The sequence below is a fragment of the Nocardia sp. NPDC050412 genome (assembly GCF_044458825.1).
Lineage (GTDB): Bacteria > Actinomycetota > Actinomycetes > Mycobacteriales > Mycobacteriaceae > Nocardia.
In genome coordinates this window covers 39529-62976 of sequence record NZ_JBITIJ010000002.1, presented here as the reverse complement: position 1 = coordinate 62976, position 23448 = coordinate 39529, and the positions used below count along the sequence as shown (strand labels likewise).

At 64.8% G+C, this 23448-nt stretch carries 26 protein-coding genes and 1 pseudogene; 12 read left to right on the top strand and 15 right to left on the bottom strand.

The window, feature by feature from the left end:
- Positions 1-10: 10 nt before the first annotated feature.
- A complete protein-coding gene (locus tag ACIBI6_RS04420) occupies positions 11-403 on the bottom strand; it encodes a hemophore-related protein (protein ID WP_396955296.1) in 393 nt (130 codons plus the stop codon).
- A 90-nt stretch (positions 404-493) separates the two neighbouring features.
- Complete coding sequence (locus ACIBI6_RS04415) at positions 494-1129, bottom strand: class I SAM-dependent methyltransferase (RefSeq protein WP_396955295.1); 636 nt, start codon at positions 1127-1129, stop codon at positions 494-496.
- 61 nt (positions 1130-1190) lie between these two features.
- Here ACIBI6_RS04415 and ACIBI6_RS04410 point away from each other — a divergent pair, with 61 nt between their 5' ends.
- A complete protein-coding gene (locus ACIBI6_RS04410; RefSeq protein ID WP_364354620.1) occupies positions 1191-1691 on the top strand; it encodes a GNAT family N-acetyltransferase in 501 nt (166 codons plus the stop codon).
- Positions 1692-1842: 151 nt separating this feature from the next.
- Positions 1843-2421 carry a GNAT family N-acetyltransferase gene (locus ACIBI6_RS04405; protein ID WP_364354617.1) on the top strand — a complete coding sequence of 193 codons (579 nt, stop codon included), beginning with the start codon at positions 1843-1845 and terminating at the stop codon, positions 2419-2421.
- Between the two features lie 138 nt (positions 2422-2559).
- On the opposite strand, the gene ACIBI6_RS04400 is transcribed toward ACIBI6_RS04405, so the two are convergent.
- A complete protein-coding gene (locus tag ACIBI6_RS04400) occupies positions 2560-2757 on the bottom strand; it encodes a hypothetical protein (RefSeq protein ID WP_364354614.1) in 198 nt (65 codons plus the stop codon).
- Positions 2758-2797: 40 nt separating this feature from the next.
- Positions 2798-3112 (bottom strand): hypothetical protein, encoded by a 315-nt coding sequence (locus ACIBI6_RS04395; protein WP_396955294.1) that lies wholly within the window; start codon positions 3110-3112, stop codon positions 2798-2800.
- Positions 3113-3429: 317 nt separating this feature from the next.
- Between ACIBI6_RS04395 and ACIBI6_RS04390 the strand changes: the two genes are divergently transcribed.
- Both ACIBI6_RS04390 and ACIBI6_RS04385 read left to right on the top strand, forming a co-directional pair.
- Positions 3430-4779 carry a hypothetical protein gene (locus ACIBI6_RS04390; RefSeq protein WP_364354608.1) on the top strand — a complete coding sequence of 450 codons (1350 nt, stop codon included), beginning with the start codon at positions 3430-3432 and terminating at the stop codon, positions 4777-4779.
- Positions 4776-5822 (top strand): PPOX class F420-dependent oxidoreductase, encoded by a 1047-nt coding sequence (locus ACIBI6_RS04385; protein WP_364354605.1) that lies wholly within the window; start codon positions 4776-4778, stop codon positions 5820-5822. Before ACIBI6_RS04390 ends, ACIBI6_RS04385 begins: the two co-directional genes overlap by 4 nt.
- Before the next feature lie 30 nt (positions 5823-5852).
- Here the strand turns inward: ACIBI6_RS04385 and ACIBI6_RS04380 are convergent.
- Positions 5853-6015: pseudogene (locus ACIBI6_RS04380) on the bottom strand (transposase); the annotation flags it as partial.
- Between the two features lie 544 nt (positions 6016-6559).
- On the opposite strand from ACIBI6_RS04380, the gene ACIBI6_RS04375 reads away from it, so the two are divergent.
- Together ACIBI6_RS04375 and ACIBI6_RS04370 are read left to right on the top strand one after the other, a co-directional pair.
- Complete coding sequence (locus tag ACIBI6_RS04375; protein ID WP_364350135.1) at positions 6560-7693, top strand: ThiF family adenylyltransferase; 1134 nt, start codon at positions 6560-6562, stop codon at positions 7691-7693.
- Positions 7690-8898, top strand: a complete 1209-nt coding sequence (locus ACIBI6_RS04370; protein ID WP_396955292.1) for a hypothetical protein — start codon at positions 7690-7692, stop codon at positions 8896-8898. Before ACIBI6_RS04375 ends, ACIBI6_RS04370 begins: the two co-directional genes overlap by 4 nt.
- Positions 8899-9580: 682 nt before the next feature.
- Here ACIBI6_RS04370 and ACIBI6_RS04365 read toward each other — a convergent pair.
- The 3 genes from ACIBI6_RS04365 to ACIBI6_RS04355 form a co-directional block, all read right to left on the bottom strand.
- Complete coding sequence (locus tag ACIBI6_RS04365) at positions 9581-10060, bottom strand: response regulator transcription factor (protein WP_396955291.1); 480 nt, start codon at positions 10058-10060, stop codon at positions 9581-9583.
- A 182-nt stretch (positions 10061-10242) separates the two neighbouring features.
- Positions 10243-10767 (bottom strand): DinB family protein, encoded by a 525-nt coding sequence (locus tag ACIBI6_RS04360; protein ID WP_364350123.1) that lies wholly within the window; start codon positions 10765-10767, stop codon positions 10243-10245.
- 55 nt (positions 10768-10822) lie between these two features.
- Complete coding sequence (locus tag ACIBI6_RS04355; protein WP_364350120.1) at positions 10823-11392, bottom strand: TetR/AcrR family transcriptional regulator; 570 nt, start codon at positions 11390-11392, stop codon at positions 10823-10825.
- A gap of 85 nt (positions 11393-11477) precedes the next feature.
- On the opposite strand from ACIBI6_RS04355, the gene ACIBI6_RS04350 reads away from it, so the two are divergent.
- Entirely contained in the window at positions 11478-12008 is a 531-nt protein-coding gene (locus ACIBI6_RS04350; protein WP_364350117.1) for a DUF1772 domain-containing protein, read from the top strand.
- 149 nt (positions 12009-12157) lie between these two features.
- On the opposite strand, the gene ACIBI6_RS04345 is transcribed toward ACIBI6_RS04350, so the two are convergent.
- The 3 genes from ACIBI6_RS04345 to ACIBI6_RS04335 form a co-directional block, all read right to left on the bottom strand.
- Positions 12158-12622 carry a hypothetical protein gene (locus ACIBI6_RS04345; RefSeq protein WP_364350114.1) on the bottom strand — a complete coding sequence of 155 codons (465 nt, stop codon included), beginning with the start codon at positions 12620-12622 and terminating at the stop codon, positions 12158-12160.
- 341 nt (positions 12623-12963) lie between these two features.
- Positions 12964-15165 carry an RNA polymerase recycling motor ATPase HelR gene (gene helR, locus ACIBI6_RS04340; RefSeq protein ID WP_364350111.1) on the bottom strand — a complete coding sequence of 734 codons (2202 nt, stop codon included), beginning with the start codon at positions 15163-15165 and terminating at the stop codon, positions 12964-12966.
- Positions 15166-15562: 397 nt separating this feature from the next.
- Positions 15563-16129: a hypothetical protein gene (locus ACIBI6_RS04335; protein ID WP_364350108.1), complete on the bottom strand. Its 567-nt coding sequence runs from the start codon at positions 16127-16129 to the stop codon at positions 15563-15565.
- 240 nt (positions 16130-16369) lie between these two features.
- On the opposite strand from ACIBI6_RS04335, the gene ACIBI6_RS04330 reads away from it, so the two are divergent.
- The 3 genes from ACIBI6_RS04330 to ACIBI6_RS04320 all read left to right on the top strand — a co-directional run bounded on the left by ACIBI6_RS04330 (position 16370) and on the right by ACIBI6_RS04320 (position 18155).
- Positions 16370-16774 (top strand): peptidase inhibitor family I36 protein, encoded by a 405-nt coding sequence (locus tag ACIBI6_RS04330; RefSeq protein ID WP_364350105.1) that lies wholly within the window; start codon positions 16370-16372, stop codon positions 16772-16774.
- An 87-nt stretch (positions 16775-16861) separates the two neighbouring features.
- Positions 16862-17518 (top strand): YdcF family protein, encoded by a 657-nt coding sequence (locus ACIBI6_RS04325; protein WP_364350102.1) that lies wholly within the window; start codon positions 16862-16864, stop codon positions 17516-17518.
- Between the two features lie 163 nt (positions 17519-17681).
- On the top strand, positions 17682-18155 hold the full coding sequence (locus ACIBI6_RS04320; RefSeq protein WP_396955290.1) for a nuclear transport factor 2 family protein: 474 nt from the start codon (positions 17682-17684) through the stop codon (positions 18153-18155).
- A gap of 136 nt (positions 18156-18291) precedes the next feature.
- Here ACIBI6_RS04320 and sigJ read toward each other — a convergent pair whose 3' ends face one another.
- Entirely contained in the window at positions 18292-19188 is an 897-nt protein-coding gene (gene sigJ / locus ACIBI6_RS04315; RefSeq protein ID WP_364350096.1) for an RNA polymerase sigma factor SigJ, read from the bottom strand.
- Positions 19185-20369, bottom strand: coding sequence for an FAD-dependent oxidoreductase (locus ACIBI6_RS04310; protein WP_364350093.1), 1185 nt, complete (start codon positions 20367-20369; stop codon positions 19185-19187). The genes sigJ and ACIBI6_RS04310 overlap by 4 nt, the downstream gene beginning before the upstream one ends.
- Positions 20370-20538: 169 nt before the next feature.
- On the opposite strand from ACIBI6_RS04310, the gene ACIBI6_RS04305 reads away from it, so the two are divergent.
- Together ACIBI6_RS04305 and ACIBI6_RS04300 are read left to right on the top strand one after the other, a co-directional pair.
- Positions 20539-21204, top strand: a complete 666-nt coding sequence (locus ACIBI6_RS04305; RefSeq protein ID WP_364350090.1) for a hypothetical protein — start codon at positions 20539-20541, stop codon at positions 21202-21204.
- Positions 21205-21440: 236 nt separating this feature from the next.
- Positions 21441-21902: a hypothetical protein gene (locus ACIBI6_RS04300; protein ID WP_364350087.1), complete on the top strand. Its 462-nt coding sequence runs from the start codon at positions 21441-21443 to the stop codon at positions 21900-21902.
- Positions 21903-21904: 2 nt separating this feature from the next.
- On the opposite strand, the gene ACIBI6_RS04295 is transcribed toward ACIBI6_RS04300, so the two are convergent.
- Together ACIBI6_RS04295 and ACIBI6_RS04290 are read right to left on the bottom strand one after the other, a co-directional pair.
- A complete protein-coding gene (locus ACIBI6_RS04295; RefSeq protein ID WP_364350084.1) occupies positions 21905-22876 on the bottom strand; it encodes an alpha/beta hydrolase family protein in 972 nt (323 codons plus the stop codon).
- A gap of 63 nt (positions 22877-22939) precedes the next feature.
- The gene (locus tag ACIBI6_RS04290) at positions 22940-23416 is read right to left on the bottom strand and encodes a DUF1801 domain-containing protein (protein ID WP_364350081.1); all 477 of its coding nucleotides are present in this window, start codon (positions 23414-23416) and stop codon (positions 22940-22942) included.
- Positions 23417-23448: the final 32 nt, after the last annotated feature.

Sequence of the window (23448 nt, the reverse complement as noted above, 5' to 3'; positions counted from 1 at the left end):
CGCGTTCAACTCAGTAGTTGTGGCAGGTGTTCGCGATCTGCCGCAGCTTGTCGATCTTCTGCTGGCCCTCGGGCGAGTTGCGCTTCTCCTCGATCTTGGTCCGCGCGTTCGGGTGGTTATCGAGCCACTGCTGGGCGCGCTGCTTGCGCTGCTCGACCGGCAGGCCGAGGAATTCCTGCAGCTTCGCCTTGCGATCGGGATGGCTGTCCAGGCGTTCGGCGAGCTTGGGCGCCTCGGCATGAATGGCCGCATCCACCTGCGCGAAGCTGCATGTCGTCTCGATCAGTCCGCCGCCGATGCCCGGTTGCGCCGAAGCGGTTCCGGGAACCAGTAGCGCCCCCGCCGCCAGCAGACCGCCGAGCGCAACAGCTGTTCGCACGAATCCGGTACGGGTGTATGTCATGACAAATGACCCTTTCCATTGGCGATCGGATCACGGCAGGCAGTGCCGCGACCCGATGCACAGTCCACCAGGGTCGGTGTTTGCACAGCGCTAGGAATGGCGCACGCGGGCGAGCCAGGCGGCCTCGTCGACAATGCTGCCCGGCGTGAGACCGAGTTCCTCCGCCTCGACGACCGCCTCGCTGACGCGTCCCCGATAGCGTGCGACCTCCAGTTCCTCCAACTCCCAGCCCGCACCGAACGCGTCGGTGATCGCGGAGCGGCTGATGCGCGGGCCGAAGCCGGGTTCGGCGTCGGAGAGCGCGAGGATGTGGAGATACCCGCCGGGCTTCAGGACCCGGTGCAGGCTGCGCAGATAATCGGTCGGATCGCCGTTGTCGTGAGCGAAAACATGGAAGAGCGCACTGTCGAGGATGGTGTCATAGCGGGGCTCATCCCCGAGACCCAGCGCATCGGCCACCTCGAAGCGCGCGGCAACCCCCCGCTCGCGTGCATTTTCTCTGGCATAAGCGATCGCACTCGGTGCCAGATCCAGTCCGAGCACGTCATAACCGAGCTCGGTCAACCGAATGGTGTGCTCACCGGCACCACACCCAACATCGAGCACCGCACCCCGAATCCACCCCCGCTCGATCAGTTCGAGCACCGCGGGCTGCGGCTCCCCGATCACCCACGGCGCGGACCCGTTGTCATAGGCAGCATTCCAGAATTCAGCCGGTCGATTCATACCCCCAGCCTTCAACCTCAACCAGGGTTCATGTCAACCCTCGCCGGGCTACATTGCGTTGATGACCGATCCCCCGCACCTGCGCCTCGCCCGGCCCGAGGACGCCGAATCCATCGCGGCCATCTGGTACGAAGGCTGGCGCGATGCCCACCTCGGCAATGTCCCCGACGAACTCATCGCCGTCCGGCCCCAGGAATCGTTCGGCGTACGCGCCGCCGAGCGAATCGACGACACCGTTGTCGCGATCATCGCCGACCAGGTAGCCGGTTTCGTCATGACCCTCGACGACGAAGTCGACCAGGTCTATCTATCCCGCCACCACCGCGGAACCGGAATCGCCGCCTCCTTGCTCGGCGCCGCCGAGGCGCGCATACGTGCTGGCGGTCATTCCCGCGCCTGGCTGGCGGTAGTTCCGGGCAACACCCGAGCCCGCGCTTTCTACACGCGCAACGGGTGGGTCGATGAGGGACTGTTCAGCCACCAGGCCCCTGGGCCCGATGGGCCCGTATCGGTTCCTGCTCACCGCTACGTCAAACAGGTCGGTTCCTCGCCGAAGAACTAGGCGCCTGACCATTCCGCGGAAAGGTGGCGAGTTGCGGTTCGCCAGGTAAGTCGCGGCGCAACAGGCTCCTGGCGTGCATTACCGATCCGGGGAATCCCGACCAACCCGTTATTGCGTTGCCTCAGATCGGATCAGCTGCCAACATCCCAGGATGGGCACCGAGCAACCAGCCGCGCTTGCGTCCGGAATTGCGCCGCCTCAGCAGATCGACCTGGGTGACCTGCTGCTGCGCCGTTGGCAGCCCGAGGATCTGATGCTGCGCTTCGAGGCGGTCGCCGTCTCCTTCGACCACCTCCATCCATGGATGGACTGGCTCGCTGAACCCATGACACTCGAGCAGCATCGTGCCTTCGGCGACACGATGGCGACTAGCTGGCCAAGCCCCCACGGAAGCTGCAACTACGGCATCTTCGACGCCGAGGGGACCTTACTCGGTGCGATCGGAATCCACGACCGCGTCGGGCCGCACACGCTGGAAATCGGGTACTGGTGCCATATCGCGCATACCGGCCGCGGAGTGATCACGCGCTCCGCCGCCGCACTGACGCGAATCGCGTCATCCCTACCTGGTATCGGCCATATCGAAATCCACTGTGACGAAGCCAATATTCGCAGCGCGGCAGTACCCCGCCGACTCGGATACCGGCTCGACCGGATCGAACCACGCGAGGTGCGCGCGCCTGCGGAATCAGGCCGTGGCATGTTCTGGATCAAGGACCGGAAGCTGTGAGCGTCTGATCTGACGTGCATCGTTCAGCGAGCAGGGCTGGGGTCTCCCTGGTGTCCAACTGCCGTGTCACGTGTGTTGAAAAGACCAGTTTATCGCGAACGCAGCACGGCGCGGCACGGACGACGGTTGAACGCTCGATCAGGCTTCTGCGTTGCGAACGCTGGTCGACTCGTCCCCGATCGTGTCGCTCTTGTCGGCATCCAGGAGCCAGCCGTCCTCACCGACTCGACACAGCCAGCCATCGGCTGCGCGCTCGTAGATCGGCAAACTGTCGGCTGGCGCAAGGTCGAGCTTGAAATGCGTTTCTTCGTGAAAAGCAGCCAGCAACGCGCGCACCGACGCAGCGATCTCATCGCGAGAACTCTCGGACATCTGCCTACGCCTCCAATGGATTCGGCAGGTCCTTGCAGTTCATGAGCGCCGCCCAGTAGTCGTCTCGAAGCGCGTCCCACAGATCACCGTGCTTGGGCAGCAAATCCCGCGCGGCCGCCAAATCGGTATACGGATCGAACACGACCGTTCCGTGTTGCACCCCCGTCAGCGGCGCGCGCGACGGCAAGCAATACGCGGCGAACGACTCGGAAGTGAACTCGACACGCAAGACCCGAGCCGAACATTCGACCAACCGCCACACCGCAACCTTGCAACCATCCTGAGTCTGCGTGGTACGCAACCGATCTCGTCGCATCATGCGCCCTCACGGTGTGCGGCTGGCGTGGACTCGGTACCTCGGCGCTCCTTGTGCCCAGCCCACTCGCGGATGGCATCCGCAAAACGCTCGACGACATCGGCCGTAGCGCCGCTGTACGCAGCAGGCGGCCCGACAAACGGATATCGGTGCGGCAGTTTCGAATTCACCGTGATCCCTCCCCGTAGCTGTAGATCAGGCACCCGACACCCGGGTGCCCCTAAAGCGTCGCCGACCGGCCACTTCGATCCCAGCCACGAAACCGCACACAAGTAATACGCTTTCGATACCGAGCGTTGTGGACGCGAACAGGGGTGGCCATGATCGTTACCAATTGGACGGGTGTTGAAGTCAAGGCTCTTCGCATTGCCGCTCTGCGACTCACGCAGGAAGCGTTCGCGGAGCAACTCGGCTACCAGCCGGTGACCGTGCGGAAATGGGAGCGTTCGCTCGACAACCGTCCAGTGCGCGGCAAGTCCGCACAGGACCTCGACAGCGAACTCGTGCGACTGAACGACGACCAGGCCGCACGATTTTGGGCGGCCGTCACCGAAGCGCGTTCGGCAGTTTCGGTGCATCCTGGCGTGTATGAGGCCGACGCCTTGTCTGATCGGCCTGGCGGCTCGCTCGGTGTCTATGCGTGGGAAGTCGATGGTGACGTGAAACGGCGGGAGTTCAGCAAGTTAGCTGCGGCAACCGGTGCCGCTATGGTCCTGGACTCGTGGGATCTCAACAGGGAGCGAATCGGCATGTCCGATGCGCGGCGTCTGCTCGACCGCGTGGACCAACTGGTCTGTGAGGATCAGCGAGCTGGTGGGGCACCGCTGGTGAGCTGCGCCGTGGAGGGACTCGCCCGCGCCAAGCACCAGTTGGAAACATGCGGGTTCGATTCGGCGGCGGGCGACGCATTCGCTAGTGCGACTGGCGAACTCGCCGTAATGACCGGGTGGCTGGCATTCGATGCGGACATGCACCCGCTCGCACGGCGCTGCTTCTCCGATGCGATGGCGCTGGCCAGTCAGGCAGATGATCCCGATCTGACCGCGCACACATGCTTATATGCCGCGAATCAATCGATCGCGCTCACCCAAATGGGACAGGCAAGCCCACACCATGCGTTGAAGCTGGTCGATCGAGCGCGAGATCTTATGCGGGGCAGACCTCCTGGACGGATCCACGCCTTGATCGCAATCCGGCAGGCGCAGGCTGTGGGTCTGCTCGGGGATCGCAACGCGTTCGGTCGTGCCATCGCAACCGCGTGGCGTGAGGTAGACCAGGCTGTGGAGCACGAGCCCATCGAAGAATGTCCGGCTTGGCTGCGGTTCGTCGGCCATGCCGAGGTACGCGGCCACGAAGCGCGCGGATATGGACGGGTTGGCAACCTCGCAAAGGCGGTGGACTTGCTGGAGGCTGCCGTTAGTGACCAAGCGTCCGTTCGGAATTCAGTAAACGCGCGGGCATGGCTGGCGTCGGCGCGGGCTGCGACCGGGGACTTCCCGGGTGCCCTGGCTGAAGCGATGCCTGTGATACAGCATCTGGGCAATGCGGTTTCGTCACCGCGCACCGTCAAGGTCCTCGTACCCGTCCGGCGCGCAACAGCCACTTTGTCCATTGGCGCGGAGTTCGGTCAGCGATTCGACGCTCTCACGCAGACAGCGATCAACGCATGAAATGGCCCGACGCAGTCGTATTCCAGCACCTCGATGCCGCACAGGCCCGCGAGCTCCGCGCAACCGTGGCCGACATCTATAGCCGGTCCTACGTGGATGCGATCGCATCCGGCGACCCGTTCGACTCGCCGGAGCAGTTCATGCATCGCTTCGACACTTACACCTCACCCACCCGCGCCCACGCATTCGCTATGGTCATCGCATACCGGGACGGGAAACCAGCCGGACAAACATGGGGATGGACGCTCGGCCCAAATGCGGCATGGTGGAAGAACTTTCGGCCAGACAGCACCATCACCGACCGCGACGCCTTCACCACCGAAGACGGCACCCGCACCTTCGCACTATCCGAAATCATGGTGTGCACGAACCACACCGGGCAAGGCCTGGCCCGAGCCCTGCACGACGAGCTGCTGAACAACCGACCCGAGCAACGCGCAACCCTCTTGGTCGAACCGGAGAACGACCGCGCCTACCGAGCGTATCGAAGCTGGGGTTGGACCCGCGTCGGGATCACCAAACCGAGTTGGCCAGACGCACCCACATTCGACGTCCTGATCCGCGATCTGACCGGGAATGCCCGACATGAACCACTTCTGGGAAGAGGTGAGGGCGCTGCCGAGGCTTCCAACTACGCTTCATCGGTGACTTTCACTACGAATGAGCAGCAGTTCCTCGCGGAGGCCGGGATCGGGCGGCTGGCCACGGTATCGCCCGACGGCGTCGTGCAGAACAACCCGACCAGCTATCGGGTGAACGCCGACGGCACCATCGACATCGGCGGTATGCGCATGCGCAACAGCCGTAAGTACCGCAACGTCGAGGCAGGCAGTCGGGTCTCGTTCGTCGTCGACCAGCAGGTCTCGTTGGACCCGTACGTTATTCGCGGCATCGAAGTGCGCGGCACGGCCGAGGCGCTCGACGACCAGGAGCCGCCGTTCCCTCCCCAGGAACGCTCGATCATTCGGATCCATCCCGAACGAATCATCTCCTGGGGCATCGACAGCGGCTCCTTCGATTTCACCAGTCGCACGCCCAACTAAGAGGTCACGACCGTGCCCCCTTGGGGGCACAGCACTCCAGCGTGACCGGTTCAGGAAATGCTGCAAACCGTCCGGCTCCACCACGCTGGCGGCGTCGGCCAGCTGCCAGGAATTCTTGCGCTCCGCCGGCGCCAGCAACCCCGTCGGATAGCCGCGCCCACCGCCGCGGCTCTGCCCGATAGAACACCCCCGCTACCCGTGCGAACACCCCATCGAAACCGGCTCGCCAAGCCGAAAGATCCTCGGCCACAACATCATCCAGCACCCGAGACAAACTACCCCAAATCAACTCTCTTGCAGCACAACAAAATACAACTGTCGTGCTAGGCCGAGACTCGCAGTGGCTCACCAGATTCCAGACCGACCGCACAAGCAGGGCTTGACAGTACGGCGCTACGTACCTCAACGTTGTACACGTAAACGATGTGCACCTGATCGATGTGCACATGAATAGTGGACATCGATATTGTGCACTTATTTGATGGCGAGGAATTGAGTTCATGAAAAAGTCCAAAAACAAGGCACCCGCTCAGCCGACCATCCAGGATCGCGTCGTGATCAAGATCCGGCGCTTGGACAAGAAGGAAACGACCGGCAGTACCTCGGCGTCGGGCGCGTAGGCGTCACCGCAGGGTGCGCCTTCCATCCGGAGAGTCGCGTGGAGGTGCACCCTGCCTGGTTGGCCAGCGGGCGATGCCGCACCTCGGCGAGCGAGCCCGATATCGGGAGTCCCCTTGATGGACGGCACAATACGCGCCTCGGGCATGGTGCGTCCGCGGGTCAAACCGGAGCATGTCCCGTATGTCACCGTGGACGGCAATGTCAGGATCGGCGCGACGGTCCATGGCGTCGGTGCGGAGATCGAAGATCCGGACGGTTGGGTCTGGGTCCTGGTCGGGGCGCTGGACGGAACCCGGTCACCCCAGGGGGTGCTGGCCGTGGTGAAGTCCAGCCATGGGGATGTGCCGGATGCTGACGTAGCCGATGCTATGCAGCAACTCCTCGACGCCGGATTCGTCGAGGACGCCGGCGTACCCGTTCCGGCTCAGCTGTCCGAGCGTGAGCTGGAACGCTACTCGCGCGGCATGGCGTTGTTCCACTGGCTCGACCAGACACCCCGCTCGAGCCCCTGGGACATCCAGATCGAATTGAGCCGATCCCGGGTTCTCCTGATCGGCGTCGGCGGCACCGGCGGAGCTGTCGCGCAAGGGCTCGTCGCCTCAGGCGTCGGATATCTGCACTGCGTCGACTCCGACACCGTTGAACTGTCCAATCTCAACCGGCAGGTCCTCTACCGCGAGGATGACATCGGGAAGTCCAAGGTCGACGCCGCGATGGCGCATCTGCGCGCCCTCAACTCCGATGTGGAGGTCACGGGCGAACGGCGGCAGGTCGACGGACCGGCCGACATTGCCGACCTGCTCCGGCCCGGATACGACCTCGTCGCCCTCTGCGCCGACCAGCCGCGCGCGATCCGCAGATGGGCGAACCGTGCCTGCCTGGCTGCGGGCATTCCTTGGGTGACCGGCGGCTATCACGGCCCCATCACCTCGGCCGGCGCCTATGTCCCCGGTAAGGGCCCATGCTGGGAGTGTCTGCACGATCAGGAAATCGAGCAGGCCGATATGCGCCTCCCCCCGGACGTGCCTTTGGACAGCCTCGGGCCGCGACTGCCCTGGCAGCCCGCCAACGTCGTGTCCGCCGCTATCACGGGCAACCTGCTCACCCACTTCGCACTCGCCGTGCTGACCGGCGCGCCGCCGGTCGAGCCAGGCTTTCAGTACGGCGTGAACCTCGCTGTACCGGGTCTATCGGCCCTGAAGCGATACCCACGCCGACCGGACTGCCCTTCCTGCGGGGATACTCGGTGACCGAACGGCCCGTGGCCGACATCCTGCCGGCGAGCCAGATCCGCCTGTACGACTTGGCGATCCGCCCGGATCATGGGGAATGGATCGTGGGCCGGTTCGAGACCCGCCAGTTCGTGGCGCTTCCGAGGGCGGGCGCGGTCGCGATCGACCTGCTCGGTGCGGGGCTCACCGTCGAGCAGGCGGAGGTACGTCTGGCCGACGAAGAGGGCTGCGAGTTCGATGTCCTGTCTTTCGTCCGAGAACTGATCGCGCTGGGCTTCGTGGCCGAGATCGACCACCACCCCGTGCCATCCGAGATGCCGCAGCCGGCGTCCTTTCCCCGAGTGCGCCCCGAACACGTCCGATTCGCGCTCAGCCCGGTTCTGCCGGTGTTGTTCGGCAGCTTGATGCTGGCGGCAGTGCTGGCACTCGCCGTGCGGCCCGACCTGCTGCCAAGCTTCCAGGACCTGCTCTGGAGCCCGCGGGGCAGTCTCGTGCTGGCAGTCGGCTTCGTCGGCGGGTGGTCGTTGGTCTTCGTCCATGAGCTTGCGCACTTTGTCACCGCACGGGCCACGGGCGTCCACGCTCGGATCCAGCTGGGCACGCGGCTTCAACTTCTGGTGGCCGAGACCGATATCAGCGGGATCGAAATCGCCTCGCGCCGGCATCGACTGACAGCCTATTCGGCTGGCATGGCGGTGAATCTCTCGGTCGCCGCGACAGCGGTCTTGCTGCTGACGGTGACCGTCGAGACCACAACAACGCATAAGATCCTGGCCGCGGTTATGGTGCTGGCGTTGCTGGCGCTGCCGTTCCAGTTCTTGGTGTTCATGCGTACAGACGTCTATTTCATCCTGCAAGACCTTACTGGCTGCCGCGACCTGTTCGGCGACGGCAAGGCGTATGCGCGCTACAGCGGGAATCGGCTGTGGGGCGCCATTACCGGGCGCGGGCAGGCTCTGCAGGACCCGAGCCATTACCTGCCTGAACACGAACGTCGCGCAGCGCGCGTCTACAGCGCTTTCCTGGTATTCGGCACGACGCTCTGCCTGGCCTCGATGGCGGCGTTCACCATACCCGCCGACGTGACACTCATCTCCCGCGCCGTGACCCGACTCGGCCCCGAACACCCGATGACGACCAACCTGGACAGCATCGTCGTCCTCCTTGTCCTTGGCACAGTGCACACTCTCTGGGCGGTGACATGGTGGCGAAGGCGTCGGTGAACAACATCGTTGACGGTACCGTGCTCTCGCGATCCACCGGAGCTACCGAATACACCAGCACCGGGAGCACACCCGTACCGGTAAAGGAATGGCTGGCCGATCAGTGCAGGAGGGCAGACCCCGCTGGACTCGTCTGCCCGGGTCATCCGCTCACGTAGCCCTGCGGACGGCTGGGTTGCCGCTGCTTACGGTGCGCGCCACCCGAGCAGGGGTCCAGGCCGTGGCGCATCGCTGCCGCCCCAGCCGCGTCTACCAGTCACTGGGCCGGACGCATTGGCTGGCGCAGTACTGCTGCTGCTCGGAGCCGTGCTGGTCCAAATGGCCGGGCCCGAAGGGGTTTTCCGCGGACGCGGCCCGATTACGGATTGCCTCGATCTGATGGACGACCCGCGTGGGCGCGGCCGGGCGCGTTCCACCGCTGTCGGCCCGATTGCCTACCGATGCATCGCCGATACCTAATCCTGTCGGCGATCCCGACCGGCGAAAGCGCTGGTACGAGTGCAGTTTGTGTGGCATGTGCGGCAGGGCCCAGGGCGATAGGTAGTTAGTGGTAAACCGGCCGGCTTCGCCATGGCGGTTCCGGGCCCACCGTGCTACTCCTGCACAGCTATTCGATGGACGCCGAGATATTCGCCCCGCAGGTGCGCCTGAACTTCGACAGCGCCCAGGGTGTTCCTTAGAGCTACTCGGATTCCGCGAACCGGCGGGGTGGGACGAGGCCGAGACTGTGCGCTTTGCGCAATGCCGAGACGCGGTCGCGCACGCCGAGCTTGCGGTAGATGTTCTCGGTGTGCTTGGACACGGTCGCTTGGGTGATCGCGAGTCTGGTGCCGATGGCACGAGCGGTCAGCCCTTCGCACAGCAGGGTCAGGACTGCCAGCTCGCGTGGGGTGATTTTGTGTTCGGCGGGGTCCCCCGGTGGCGTGCGGCCGATGACAACTGTCTCGTTGGCTTCGACGGTGTCGAGCAGTGATCTGGCGAGCACGGCGTATTCGAGGTCGCGATCGCTGAATCCCACACCGCTGCGGCTCATGATGACACTTCGGATTCGGCCCGGCCGCGCGGACAGCGGCAAAGCGAGTTGGCGGTCGATACCGATGGCGTCCTTACCGGCGCGATACCCCTCTCCTTTCCACCAGCGGTCGTCGGCGACCTCGTCCATGCTCAGCGGTGTCAGGTCCCGAGTGTCTGCGTAATGTCGTAGCAACGGATGGGATCGCATGTGCGCGTGGATGAGTGCGTCCAGTGGTGCCTCGTATATGTCCTCGTCCGCGTCGAAGGCTACGCGCCGTACTACTGACGCCCGACACGCCCGGAGAAGATTCCAAGGATCCGCATCAGCCATTACGGGCGGTGACCGCTAGCCGCCCGCAGTAGTCGCAACTGTCCGATCTCGGTGGCATTCTTCATCAGTTCGGCGTTCACCCATGCGATGGTGTGAGCCACGGATTTGTCGGGGTCGTTCTGCCATGGAAATGCGGTTGGCGCGTCTAGATCGGATCGGTCGAGGACCTGCAGCCAGTCCTGGCGCAGGTTGTGCAGCCAGTCAATGCTCGCGGGTCCGGGTCCAGGCCAGATGATCTCGGTACGGTCCGGAGGGGTGTGTCCGCGCATGTGGTCGATCGTCACGCTCCACCACCATCCGATGTGCCAGCTGATCCAACCGATGGTGGGAACGGGGATCGGATCAGGCTCGGAGTCCGCCCAGTCCGGCACCCACATACCGGTCTCGTCCTGGCACATCCTCCATGTCAAATTTGCTGGCTCCCAGAGGAAGTCGTCCGGTTCCAGTCGCTCGAGATGAAACTCGAACAGCGACCAGACCAGTTCGAACTGCCAGCGCAGCACAGCGGAACGCGACGCAACCATGCGCGGCATCCTGCTCGGCCGCCACCATTCCGACAACCGATTTCTTCGACCGGGCTCAGCCGAACAGACCGGCGCGCGCCGCGGTCAGCGCGACTGCGGCGGCCGCGTCGGCGGTGCTGTCGTTCACCGGCTCACGGGTAATCAGCACACGGAAATATATCGGCGCCACAAGCGTTTTGATCAGTTCGACGGGGTTTGTGCCAGCGGGGAGTTCGCCGCGTTCGACCGCACGCGTCGCGACGGGCAGCGCCTTGCGGATGCGGTCGCGGAAGGCATGGCGCGTCCGGTCGGGTGGCGCTGCATTGGAGAGCATGACAGCGAGGACCGCCCGGCCGGACGGGCTGCCGATCCACGCGACCAGACCGCGGGCCAACGCGCGAAGGTCGTCCTCTATCGAGCCCGTCTCGGGGATAGGGATTTCCGCTTCGACGCTCTCGGCCAGCGCATCGGCGATCAGGGCATCCCGATCGGCCCACCGCCGGTAGACGGTGGTCTTGTGCACACCGGCACGCAGGGCGACGTTCTCGACGGTGAACGCGGCGTACCCGTGCTCGCTCAGCTCCTCGACGGTCGCGGCGAGCACGGCGGAGCGAACCTTCGGTCCACGTCCGAGGGGTGCAGTCATTGCAACTCCTTGTTGCGATATCGGCGTACAGCGGGCATGCTGACGATATCGCAACTCGATGTTGCGATATGAGATGGGAGCTCCAATGTTGTCGAAATCCGTTCGGGCCGGGGCACTGCTGTTCCCAGGCCTGCTCGCCGGGGCATTCGGGTATGGCGCGGTGAATGTGCTGTACGCGTTTCGCGAAGTGCCCCTTGATGTTCGGTTCACCTTTCATACCGCGCTGATGCGGGTCAACGGGCCAGTGATGCAGTCGCTGATGGGGCTCGCCGTGCTGAGCACGCTGGTCTTGGCGGTGCTGTCGAAGTCGTGGCCGCGGTGGGTCGCGGCGGGCGCCTCGGCGCTGACATTCCTCTCCTTCCTGGTGACCCGCTTCGGGAACGTACCGATCAACCAGCAGATCAAGCAGTGGGCCGTGGGGACCCCGCCCAGCGACTATGCCGACATCCTGCGGCGTTGGGAACTGTTCCATTTCACCCGGACCGGCTGCGCACTACTCGCATTCATCCTGGTGATCACGGTCGTCGTCGGCTCCACCCGGCCCCGCAATGAGGCCGCGCGCCCGAGCTCAGCCGCGGACGAACCCTCGGCCGAGGTCTCCGTAGCGACGCCGTGACGCACCGTCCGCAAACGCCGGTCGGTGCTCCCGGATTCCATGCAGCAAGCATCATTCGACGTAGCCACGTGCCCGATGGCGGGCTGCCCGTAGCCCTCTGCCCAGCAGAATGAACCTCGCGGAATAGTACGAGTTGGTCTCGAGTCGGGTCACCAATCGTGATTGCGCGCGAGCTCTGCTTTTGCTTGCGATATCAAGTCGGATTGAAGTGGCCGACAATGTGCCCACCAATCAGGGTGGGCCACAGGGTCGCGCACAGCGTCGTGCAGCCCCCGAGCATGGGCGACCATACGGTCCCGCAAGGCATCTGAGCAGATGAGCTCGACCCGCTTCTCTGCTAGCCAGACGCTCTCGATCATGCGCTTCATGTCGTCCGGAGCGCCGCCTCGCTCTCGGACATCGAGCTCTCCCTGTAGTCGCTGCGCCGTCTCGAAGTAGTCGAGTATGGCGGACTTCAGTTCTTCCCGATGCGCGAGGCGACTTTCAGCGCGAAACTTGAACTTCGCCTCGCGCGCCGAATTCCGTTGCACCAGAAGCGTTGCCGATGCACCGAGACCAGCGCCCAGCAAGGGCATCAGACCCGTCACCAACGTCGAAACCACACCAGAAGACATGGGCCCGATTCTTGCAATCGGCAGCCCACCCGCGGGTCGATTCCGCGCGCTGCTGTCGTTTCCAGCCGGCTAGGGTGTCGATATGGAGTGCATAGTCGGCGACGTTTCCGTGCATTATGTCGAGTACAGTGCGGGCACTCCGATCCTGATGATCTTCGTTACTCCTTCGGACAGTGATCGACAACACCTGTGAATGCCGGTGGTCTGGCTCGCCTATCCGCAGATCGGTTGGCAGCCAGCATCATTCGTCGTCCACGTATGCCGACGAGCGCACATCGGTCCGCTGTCACAACCGTCGACCGCGGGCCCCGGTCTCGGGTCCGGGATCGCACGCGAAATGGCTACGTCCAACTTCGATCACCGGCCGGAGCGGGTGCGCCTAGTCCAGTGAGCGCCTGCGGCAATGGACCCTGGTGCAGCACGCCGAGGCGTTGGGTGGCACGGGTCAGGGCGACGTAGAGTTCGGCAGCGCCGCGCGGGCCCTCGGCGAGGATCCGCTCCGGCTCCACGACCAGGACCGCGTCGAATTCCAGCCCCTTCGTCTCCGACGCGGGCACCGTGCCCGGCACACCCGCCGGGCCGATCACGATGCTGGTGCCTTCGCGATCGGCTTCGTCGCGTACGAATTCCGCGACGGCAGTGGGCAATTCATCCTCGGTAACCTGCCTGGACCAGGGCTGTACACCGCACGCGCGGACCGACTCCGGCGCCTGCACCCCGGGTGCGAACTCGGCGAGCAATGCGGCGGCGACGGTCATGATCTCCGCCGGTGTGCGGTAGTTCACCGATAGCGACCGGTAGACCCAGCGGCCGGGCACGTACGACTCGAAGATCGTGTCCCACGAGATCGCACCGGCCACCGACCGACGCTGCGCGAGATCGCCTACCACTGTGAAGGATCGGCCCGGGCAGCGCCGCATCAACACCCGCCAGTCCATTTCGGACAGTTCTTGGGCTTCGTCGACCACGACGTGTCGATAAGTCCAATCCCGGTCCGCGGCAGCGCGTTCGACGAGTTCGCGGGTGTCGCGCTCGAGGAAGCGCTCGGCAAGGTCCTCGGCGTAGAGCATGTCCTGGGCGAGCAGGCCGATGTCGTCGTTAAGGTCTTCGCGCGTGATGAGAGTGTCGAACACGCCAGCGGCGTACTCGGCCTCGGCCTTGCGTTCCCGCTCAGCGGCTCGCGCGGCAGCCTCATCGGCCGCCTTGTCGCGGCCGAGCAGGTCGACCAGTTCGTCGAGCAGCGGAACGTCCGACACCGTCCAGGTCTCGCCATCGGCGCGCCACAGCGCCCGGTCGGCACCGGCGGCACGCAACCGTTCAGGAGACGAATACAGCTGTGCCAGTATTATTTCCGGCGTCAGTATCGGCCAGAGTTCGTCTAGCGCGGCGGTGAACTGGTCGGTGTCGGCGAGCTCGGCGACCAGGTCCGTCCGTAGGTTCTCCCATGCTTCGCGGTCCTTCCGGGTCAACCAGCCGCGGCCGATCCGGGCTATCGCCCGTTCGGTGAGCACATACGTGACGATCTCGCTGAATACCGCGCGGGCCTCGTTGTGCGGCAGCCCGCTCGCGCGTGCCTCCTCCCTTGCCCACTCCGCGGTCTCGGTGTCGATCCGCACCGTGACGTCTTTCAGTTCGATCTGCACCGAATGCTCCGGCACCCGCTGCCGATCGGCGATCGCCGCCGCGAGCACGTCCAGGATCTTCAGCGAGCCTTTGAGCCGCGCGGCATCCGGCGTGTCTTCGGCGGTGACGCGAAACCCTGGCATCAGATCGCCAGTGGTCATGAACACGACGTTCGTCTCGCCCAGCGACGGCAGAACGCGGCCGATGTGGTTGAGAAATGCCGGATTCGGTCCGACGACGAGCACACCGTGGCGTTCCATCCGCTCCCGCTGGGTGTAGAGCAAGTACGCGACGCGGTGCAGCGCGACCACGGTTTTGCCGGTGCCCGGGCCACCCTCGATCACCAGCACCCCGGGGTGATCGAGGCGGATGATCTGGTCCTGTTCGGCCTGGATCGTCGCCACGATGTCGCGCATGCCCGAACCTCGCGGCGCATTCACTGCCGCGAGCAAGGCCGCGTCGCCGCGCTCGCCATCACTCGGGCGGCCGAGCACTTCATCGGTGAAATCGACCACTCGACGCCCGCGCGTGTGGAACTGTCGGCGGCGGCGCATGTTCTCCGGTGTCGCGGCGGTCGCGACATAGAACGCGCGCGACGCCGGTGCCCGCCAATCGAGCAACAGCGGCTCGTACTCGTTCTCGTCGTCGAAAATGCCGATCCGGCCGATGTAGGAATGTTCGCCCGAAACTGTGTCCAACCGGCCGAAACACAGACCGTTGTCGGCCACATCCAGCCGCTTGGCCTCCTTGGCCAGCGCGCGCACCTCGAAATCTCGTTCCATGGGTGTCCCGCCGGTTCCGCGCAGTGCGGCGGTGTACTTGCCCTTCACTCGCGCGCGTTCGGCGTCGAGCCGCGTGTAGAGCTCGGCCACATAGCTTCGCTCGGACCGCAATTCGGTTTCGTACCACTGAGTCGTCATATGCCCCTTGCTTTCCTGGCTCTATGGGTTCACACGGACACGGTTTCTCGACTGAGCGCGTCGAGCAGCAGCGTCGCGGCCACTTCGCCCCGTCGGTGCGGATCGTGTCGGTCGGCCACGGCGGTCGCTCGTCCCCGGGTCTCGGGGATCACCCATACGTCGACAGCAATACGCGCATTTCGTAACCCCATTTCCGCAGGTTCTGGCTTCGGTCAGTGATTCTGCGGTACGACGGGGGTCTTGCCGCAAGCCCCCGGGTGCGCTATACGTTGAATATGGAAGGGAGTTCCCCTCCCTGCGTCTTGCGAAGTGCGTATCCCGGTTTCCCGGCCCCAGCGGTTGATCCTCACTTCGGTATCCCTCACCGACGACCTGGCCGTGTGCTCCTGAGGGCGTCCTACTTCATGAGACCCAGCAGACCGAGGTGCGGCTCGAGCGCGCCGTCCTGGCCGAGCGCCAGGAAGTCCGGCTCAACGTCCGCGAGCGCGAGCTTCCCGGCGCGTACCGCGCGGTAGCGCACAAACGACCAGAGGAAGACGTCGAGATTGTCGAAGCGGGTGCCGCCTTCGAGCACTTCTTCCTCGTGGAACCACACGGCCACTTGACCATTGGTGAGTACGACATACAGATTGCCGCCGCCGTCCGCACCGATCGAGTACACATCGTCGTCGGTCAACTCGGTCGTGTAGTCCGAATCAACGATGCCGCAGTCGTTTCCGGCGAAATCGAATCCGTAGGACCAATCGAAGATGTCCAAGAACTGCGGCAGCATGCCTGAGCGCACACGGCGGTCGAACGCGGCCAGCGCCGCAGAGTCCGCGGGAGCCAGGCGCGCGAGAAACGGTGCCACCGGCCGGGTCTGCTCGGGAACCTGGACGGGTGCGGCGGCGGGAAACCACCGCGCCAGATCGGTGTCGAGATCGCGATCGATGTAGCCGACCAGGTCGGCAAGGGTAAGCGTCACGCCGGGATTGTAGAAGTACCTCAGGACATCCTGCGACGTCGCTGTGAGCCAACGGTTGATACGCAATCGCGCCGGTACGTCTGAATCCGTGTACAGCAGGAATATCGGCTCGGTCCGAGTTGGTGGTGAGCCCGCTGATCTGCCCGATTAGTCCGTCGTTGGTCGGTCGTTGGTGAGTCCGCACAGAGTTGGTGTCAAGCCGTCAGAAGGCCGACACCGATTCTCACGAAGGACACCACCATGAAAATCACCTACCGCGCCAACGCCGTTCGCCGTCTGGTCCCGCTCGCCGCGGCCGCTCTGACACTCGGCACAGTCGCGGGTGGCGCGATGATCTCGGCCGCTCCGGCATCGGCGACACCGAGCTACGACTGCCCGGGCGGAAAGTTCTGCGGCTGGGACGGTGCGAATGGCACGGGCGAGATGCTCTTTCAGTATGGCGCGGACTGTTTTCTGCACGACATCGGCAATGGCGGTGTCGGCGACCGTCTGACCTCGTACTGGAACCGCACCGGCGTAACCGTCGCGGTGTACAACTGGACGGGCGAAAACTGGCAGTTGCTCGCATCCGTTCCGAACAACGCTCGCGGCACCCTGCCATCCAGCGCGGACAACAAGGCCGACGCGGTCGAGATGTGCCGCTGAACCGCGCCTCGGGGATGCAGCCGAGATATCGGTGAAAAGCCATGTCGCGAACCGGCCTTTCGAAAGGCTTGTGCTTGGCTGAATCTCATGCGGAAACGGACTTGGCTTTCGACGACCGGTCTCGTGCTCTTGCTGCTCTGGGGCGAGTGGGAGAACTGGCGCGCTTCCCACAGGCTCGTGGGATCGGCCCCGGGCACTTCCGAGGCCATCGTTGTCCTGGGCTATCGCAATGCGGGCACACGCGCGAACCTCATGAACCGGTGGCGGGTGCGGGCCGGTCTGCGATCCATCGACCCCGCGGTCAGCACTCGTCTCGTGCTCTGTGGAGGGGCGTGCGCGGGTCCGCGAACCGAGGCTGCACTGATGGCTCGATACGCCACCGAGACCTGCGGGTACCGCGGCGAGCTCGTCTTGGAAGATCAGAGCCGGACCACATGGGAGAACATCGGTTTCGCGATCCCGTACCTGGAGGACATCGACCGGATCAAAATCGTATCGATTCCCCTCCATGCCGAGAAGGCGCGACAATACCTTGCCCAGCAGCGCCCGGAGCTGGGGGCGCGTCTGGTGCGGGGCGCGGATTATCGGTTCGGTGAGTGGACGCTGGCAAAGCCGGTGGTGGCGATCTACAGCCTGTGGAAGGACGCCCGCGACCGCTCACGCGCCGACCGGAATACCCCCGCCGAGCCCGCGGGTCGCGGACCTCGTCAACGCTCCGACGACCGAGCCCACCGACGGCGGTAAGCCGAATACGACAACTTAGCGGCCGCTGATCGTTTGGTCCGCAACGCGTTTGGGCTCGCAAGAGCCTCGATGCACACGCCGACGGTCACGCCTGCACGCCAGGTGAACGGTATTACGTCGGAGGTAATCGACGCGGCGCAGCGGCGCGGGCATGGTGGCAGCCATGAACGAACTCGGGACGATCAACACCCGCACCGTCGTCGAGGAATTGCTGCGCCGGATCGGTGCGGGCGATCCGGACGCCACCGCCGCGCTCTACGCCCCGGTCAGCGACTGGAAACTCAATTGGCCGGACAATGAGCACGACCGACCCGCCACCCCATGGATCCGCCACCGCGCCACCCGCGCCGACGCGGCCGCGCATTACCGCCAACTCGCTCACCACCACGTGCCCGAAGAGGCCGGCACCGTGATCGAACGCATTCTGGTCGACGGCCCAGATGCAGTGGTACTCGGTGAAATACGCCAAACTGCCCGACCCACCGGCCGCGCCTACCGCTCCCGTTTCGCGCTACACCTCACCATCGAAAACGGCCTCATCACCCGCCACCACGTCTACGAAGACAGCCTCGCCGTCGCCCAAGCCTTCGACACACGGAAACCCGAGCACCACCAAACCGGCTCGAACACACCATAATCCCGCCGATCGTGTCAGCGGAACCAGCAGATCAGTTGGCAGCCAATGTCACTCGGTATCCGCGCCCGCCGAATAGTGTGGGCTCGACGGCGACGGCCGGTATCGAAAATTGTTACCGTCAACCGCTTTCGAACCTCTATCGGCTGATCCGACGCGGAACCGCCACCGTAACGAGTTTGTCCGGGTTACGGATGGCGTAGAAGTTGGTGATCTTGCCGTCGACGATCTCCATCAGGAAGACACCTTCCAGGTAGTCGTCGCGGTAGACGGCCATCGCGGGCGTGTGGTTGCAGTTGAGCATTTCGATGCCCAGGTTCGGCGTCCTGCTCGCCTTGTGGAACAGTTCCACGAGGCATCGGGCTACCTTCTGCGCGCCCACGACCGGCCGCCGCGTCGCGACGGCCTTACCGCCACTGTCGGCGGTCCAGGTGGCGTCCGGAGCGAGTAATGAGAGCAGCCCCTGCGTGTCACCGGTGGACGCCGCTGTCATGAACTGCTCGGTGATCTCTGCGATTTTCGCCGCGTCGACTGGCACGAAGCGTTTACGCCGAGCCTGCACGTGTGACCGGGCGCGATGGGCGACCTGGCGCACCGTCATCACGGATTTGCCCACCGCTGCTGCGATGTCGTCGTAGTCGAAGCCGAATACCTCGCGCAGCACGAACACGGCACGCTCGTCGGGAGTGAGTGTTTCCAGTAGCACGAGCATCGCCATCGACACCGATTCGGCGAGCACCACGTCGGCCGACGCGTCGTGCTCATCGAGCAGCAGCGGCTCGGGCAGCCACGGGCCGATGTAGTCCTCGCGACGGCGTGCGCCGGCCCGCACGGCGTTGAGGGCCTGACGGGTCACCAACTGCGCCAGATACGACTTGGTGTCGCGCACCGTCACGAGGTCCACCTCGGCCCACCGCAGATAACTGTCCTGCAGCACGTCATCGGATTCGGTTGCCGAGCCGAGGATTTCGTAGGCGATCGTGAACAGCAGCGGCCGCAGCACGGTGAACCGCTCGGCGTGCTCGTCGGTCGTCACGAGGACGTGACCGCCGGCGCAGCGGAGGTCGGCTGCTCGGGACGCGGGCCGCCCTTGGGCCAGATCAGGGAACCCGGCTTGCGGGCCTCACGGCGGATCTTCCACACCGCGACCTTGCAGGTCATCTCCTTGATCCGCGCACCCATGCGGCCGCCGATGTAGAGGTTCACCGCGGTGTCGTCTTTGCGGGCGAGTTGTCGGATGCCGACGCGACGACCGAGGCTGACGCACGCCCCCGTGAGGGCCAGGTCGATTGCCGCGGGTTCGGTCCCCGCGATGTGACTCAATACCGTATCGGCGGCCTGCGCCCCGAGCGGCCCAGCGCCCTGGCAGCTCATCCGCAGCGGCTGGCCCGACGGTGCGGCGGCATCGCCGGTCGCCATGATCCGGTCGTCGTCGATGCTGGTCAGCGTTTCGTCGGTGAGCAGGCGGCCGAGCGCGTCGGTCCGCAGCCCGCTCGCGGCCGCCAACTGTGGCACGCCGAATCCCGTGGTCCAGATGGTGAGTGCGCTCGGACGCACCCCACCATCGGCGAAGACGACCGCATCCGGCCGGACCTCGGTCACCACATCGCCCTCGAGCACGGCGACGCCGTGCCGCGACAACCACTTGGCGACATATCGGCGACCCGGCGCACTCAGTGACGGCATCAGCGTTGCGCCACACGCCAGCGTGACCGTGCGTCCTTGTGCGGCCAGTTCGGCGGCCGTCTCGATGCCGGTCGGTCCACCGCCGACCACGGTGACGGCGGCATCGAGGGGCAACTCGTCCAGCTTGGCGCGCAGCCGCTGCGCGGACTCGAATTCGGCGATGGGGAAAGCGAATTCGGCCGCGCCGGACACCGACGGTATCGCAGCGGTGCTGCCGACTGCGTAGATGACATAGTCGTAGTCCAGCATGCGCCCCGACGCCAGTCGCACTGTGCGGGCAGCGGTGTCGATGCCCGTGGCGCTGTCGACAACCAACTCGATGCCCGTTCCGAGCAACGTGGCGTAGTCGATCGTCGCGTCGCCGGTGCCGGCCGCGAACTGGTGCAGCCGAACCCGATCGACGAACTTCGGGCGGGGATTTACCAGCGTGATGTCGACATCGGTGCGCATCCGCAGATGGTTGGCCGCGAGTGTCCCGGCGTAACCGCCGCCGATGACGACGACCTTGTGGAGCGTGTCGTGTTCAGTCATGCCCACAAGACACCGCGGACCGCCGAAATATGACATGGATACAACGTGACGTGCGTCACATCAATCTAAGACCAGTCGGTGATCGGCATCCGGCCAGGAGGTGGCGATGTGGAAGTCGGCATTGCCCCGTGGGCGGCGATCTGTCGGAGCACGCCGTTAATCTGCGAGCATGGTCAGACCTGAGTCGGCGCTGCGCCGCCTGTTGCGTGAAACAGGAAAACTGTTGCAACCGTATGGTTTTCATGGCTCTGACCCCAGGTGGATACGGGTCGAGCCAGGCGGTGTCGCCGCCGTCGGCCGCACCCGAGTTTCCCGCACGTGGACCAGTGGACAGCAGGTGCTCGGATTCGGCTTGGAGCTGAGTGCCACCCCAACCGCCTGGTGGGAATACCGCAATTGGCGCAACGCACAGCTGGGCCTGCCGCCCACACCACTGGAAGAGGCCACCGGCCCCGACCTGATCAATACCCACACCCTGCCCGACGAACTGACCGCATCGTGGTCGATAGGGCTCGACCCGGAACAACCCGGTCATGTGCTGCAAACCGATATCGATACCATCCGCACCGAACTCCCCCGGCGCGTACACGCTTACGCGCGCCACGCATTACGGCTGGTGGAGCCGGATCGATACCTCGACGAGCTGCTCGCCCACCCTGAACCGCACACCGGCACCTGGGAGGCGATCGTTGTCCTGCTCGCTGATCGGGGACCGGGACCACAACTGGAGGACGCATTCGACCGGCTCCGAATGCATTTCGCGGAACGAGATGCGTCCCCATACGCGGAAGATGTCATCGCGTACGCACGAAACCGCGCCGCCCTGGTCCACTGAGGCTTGCAGGAGACGACTTGATGGAGCTGCCGCCGGCTACGGCGCGGCTACTTGTGGTCGGCATCGTCGCGGATGTCCTGGACGCCACGCCATCCCGCCAGGGTGACCCATCAGGTTCAGGGGCCTGGTGACGGCTAAACTGCCGATCGAGTCAGCAGTGGTTCGCGTTGCATGTTCATCGGCGTCCAGCTCGACCGGCCGCGTGAATTACTGTCCCGTCGTAGGGAGGTGCTGCGGTGTCTGTTCGTCGAAGCGTGCTGGTAGCGGCCGTGCTGTGCGCCCTGCCGGTGCTGGGTGGGCCGCAGGTACAGGCCGACCCGCCGAGCGCCGGCAGCGGTGGTTGTCGGCAGGGCAGTTCGATGACCGGCCGGTTGGTGCCCGGCACCGGTAGCGCGGGGCAGAACATCCGGCGTACAGCCACGCTGCGGGGATGCGTCAGCTCGTTGCTCCCGGGTATCGATTCCGGACAGTTCGACGTGACCATTCCGTGGAACGCGCCCGGTACGCCCAGTTCGGCCCAGTTCTCATGGTCGGATGGCAGCATCAGCCCGGCGACCGGGTACGGCAATGGCCTGTGGTTGATCACCGACGGTCCGGCGCGTGGCCATGCGATCCAGGTGATTGTCGCCGATACGTGGAACGGCTGGTATTACAGCTACGCCGATGTGGCCGTGACATCGGCGATCTTCCAATCCTGAGTTCAGTGCGCGCCGAGGGCATCGAGAATCATCGGACGCGCCGACGCGAGCGCTTGCTGCCAATAGGGCCAGGTGTGCGTGCCGTTGACGACGTCGAATCGCGCGGCAATGCCGAGCTCGGCCATTCGATCACGCAGCATCTGGGCGGAGGTCAACGTCATCGCTTCGAGAGCCATCCCGTTCATCGTGTTGCCGATTCCGTACGGCAGGTCGAGCGGACCGGGCTGGCCATTGCCGGTCCAGATGTAGACCGGCAGCCCGCGCAGCGATTCCGCCTGGACGGTGGCATCGTTACGGCTCCAGGCGGGGTCACCGGCCAGACCCCACATATCGTCCACATTGAAGTTGCCCTCGTCCCACATGGCGGCGCGCATCGCTTCGTTCCAGAGCGGAAAAGTCGGGTGCACGAAGCCGGAAAATGATCCGGCGAACTTGAATTGGTCGCGATGCTGGCCCGCCATTATCAGTGCGGCATTGCCGCCCATAGAGGCACCGACGATCGCGTTGTTGGTTCGCGAAACGCCGTACCCCGCCAGGTATGCGGGCAACTCCCGGGTGAGGAATGTTTCCCATTTGTACGTCGTCTGCTGACCATTGGTACTGCTGGGTCGGTACCAGTCGGTGTAGAAGCTCGAGCGACCGCCAACCGGGAACACCAAAGTGACGTTGTCGCCTGCGAATTGGCGTAGCGCGTCGGTATCGCTGACCCACTGACTGTGATCGGCGGGCGCGCGCAGACCGTCGAGCACGTAGACGGCCGCGCTCCCGCCTCGGGCCGCCCACTGCACCTGGACCTTGATCGGTCCCATGCTCGACGGCACGAACAGGTCCTCGTAACCACCCGCGGGGGTGCGCAGTTTCGGTGTGGCGCCGGCTTGCGCCGCACCGATCGATGACAGCAGAACGGCGGCTGCCAGCACAGCGCCGATCTTGCGCAACCAACCCCAATGATTCCCAGACCGTGCTGCACCCACCCGCACACCTCCTACCGATCGGAAAGATCATCATAGTTTGCGTGACTGACTATCGCTCTCGCCTCAGCTGACCGCCTTCTCAATGAGCGCGCCGAGCCGTTCCTCATCCTCGGCCGTCAACTTCGTCAGCGCGAAGGCGGTCGGCCACATGGTGCCTTCATCGAGGTTCGCGATGTCGTTGAAGCCGAACGTCGCGTACCGCGACTTGAATTTCTCGGCGGTTTGGAAGAAACAGACGACCTTGCCGCCCATGGCATATGCGGGCATACCGTACCAGAGTTTCGGTGTAAGAGCTGGTGCGTTGGCCTTGACAATGGCATGGATCCGTTCGGCCATGGTGCGATCCGGTTCCGCCATCTCGGCGATCTTGGCGATCACGTCGGCTTCCCCGTCCGCTTTGGCCGCCCGCGAGCCGCGGCGCGCGGCGGTCTTCAACTCCTGGGCGTGCTCCTTCATCGCGGCCCGCTCTTCTTCGGAGAATCCGACCGAGGCCCGGCTCTTCGCGGTGGTCGCCTTGGTGGGCTTCTGCGCTTGCTTCATTGTCTTTTCCTCCGTGATCGTCTCGCTTTGGG

Excerpts from the sequence above, each read along its gene's own strand:
- ACIBI6_RS04410 (WP_364354620.1), top strand. The coding sequence starts at position 1,191 with ATGACCGATCCCCCGCACCTGCGCCTCGCCCGGCCCGAGGACGCCGAA.
- ACIBI6_RS04310 (WP_364350093.1), bottom strand. The coding sequence starts at position 20,369 with ATGACTGAACACGACACGCTCCACAAGGTCGTCGTCATCGGCGGCGGT.
- ACIBI6_RS04350 (WP_364350117.1), top strand. The coding sequence starts at position 11,478 with ATGTTGTCGAAATCCGTTCGGGCCGGGGCACTGCTGTTCCCAGGCCTG.
- ACIBI6_RS04365 (WP_396955291.1), bottom strand. The coding sequence starts at position 10,060 with ATGGACGAGGTCGCCGACGACCGCTGGTGGAAAGGAGAGGGGTATCGC.
- ACIBI6_RS04415 (WP_396955295.1), bottom strand. The coding sequence starts at position 1,129 with ATGAATCGACCGGCTGAATTCTGGAATGCTGCCTATGACAACGGGTCC.
- ACIBI6_RS04355 (WP_364350120.1), bottom strand. The coding sequence starts at position 11,392 with ATGACTGCACCCCTCGGACGTGGACCGAAGGTTCGCTCCGCCGTGCTC.
- ACIBI6_RS04360 (WP_364350123.1), bottom strand. The coding sequence starts at position 10,767 with ATGGTTGCGTCGCGTTCCGCTGTGCTGCGCTGGCAGTTCGAACTGGTC.
- ACIBI6_RS04330 (WP_364350105.1), top strand. The coding sequence starts at position 16,370 with ATGAAAATCACCTACCGCGCCAACGCCGTTCGCCGTCTGGTCCCGCTC.
- ACIBI6_RS04375 (WP_364350135.1), top strand. The coding sequence starts at position 6,560 with ATGGACGGCACAATACGCGCCTCGGGCATGGTGCGTCCGCGGGTCAAA.
- ACIBI6_RS04385 (WP_364354605.1), top strand. The coding sequence starts at position 4,776 with ATGAAATGGCCCGACGCAGTCGTATTCCAGCACCTCGATGCCGCACAG.
- ACIBI6_RS04395 (WP_396955294.1), bottom strand. The coding sequence starts at position 3,112 with ATGATGCGACGAGATCGGTTGCGTACCACGCAGACTCAGGATGGTTGC.
- ACIBI6_RS04405 (WP_364354617.1), top strand. The coding sequence starts at position 1,843 with ATGGGCACCGAGCAACCAGCCGCGCTTGCGTCCGGAATTGCGCCGCCT.
- ACIBI6_RS04290 (WP_364350081.1), bottom strand. The coding sequence starts at position 23,416 with ATGAAGCAAGCGCAGAAGCCCACCAAGGCGACCACCGCGAAGAGCCGG.
- ACIBI6_RS04345 (WP_364350114.1), bottom strand. The coding sequence starts at position 12,622 with ATGTCTTCTGGTGTGGTTTCGACGTTGGTGACGGGTCTGATGCCCTTG.
- ACIBI6_RS04320 (WP_396955290.1), top strand. The coding sequence starts at position 17,682 with ATGAACGAACTCGGGACGATCAACACCCGCACCGTCGTCGAGGAATTG.
- ACIBI6_RS04305 (WP_364350090.1), top strand. The coding sequence starts at position 20,539 with ATGGTCAGACCTGAGTCGGCGCTGCGCCGCCTGTTGCGTGAAACAGGA.
- helR (WP_364350111.1), bottom strand. The coding sequence starts at position 15,165 with ATGACGACTCAGTGGTACGAAACCGAATTGCGGTCCGAGCGAAGCTAT.
- ACIBI6_RS04390 (WP_364354608.1), top strand. The coding sequence starts at position 3,430 with ATGATCGTTACCAATTGGACGGGTGTTGAAGTCAAGGCTCTTCGCATT.
- ACIBI6_RS04325 (WP_364350102.1), top strand. The coding sequence starts at position 16,862 with ATGCGGAAACGGACTTGGCTTTCGACGACCGGTCTCGTGCTCTTGCTG.
- ACIBI6_RS04420 (WP_396955296.1), bottom strand. The coding sequence starts at position 403 with ATGACATACACCCGTACCGGATTCGTGCGAACAGCTGTTGCGCTCGGC.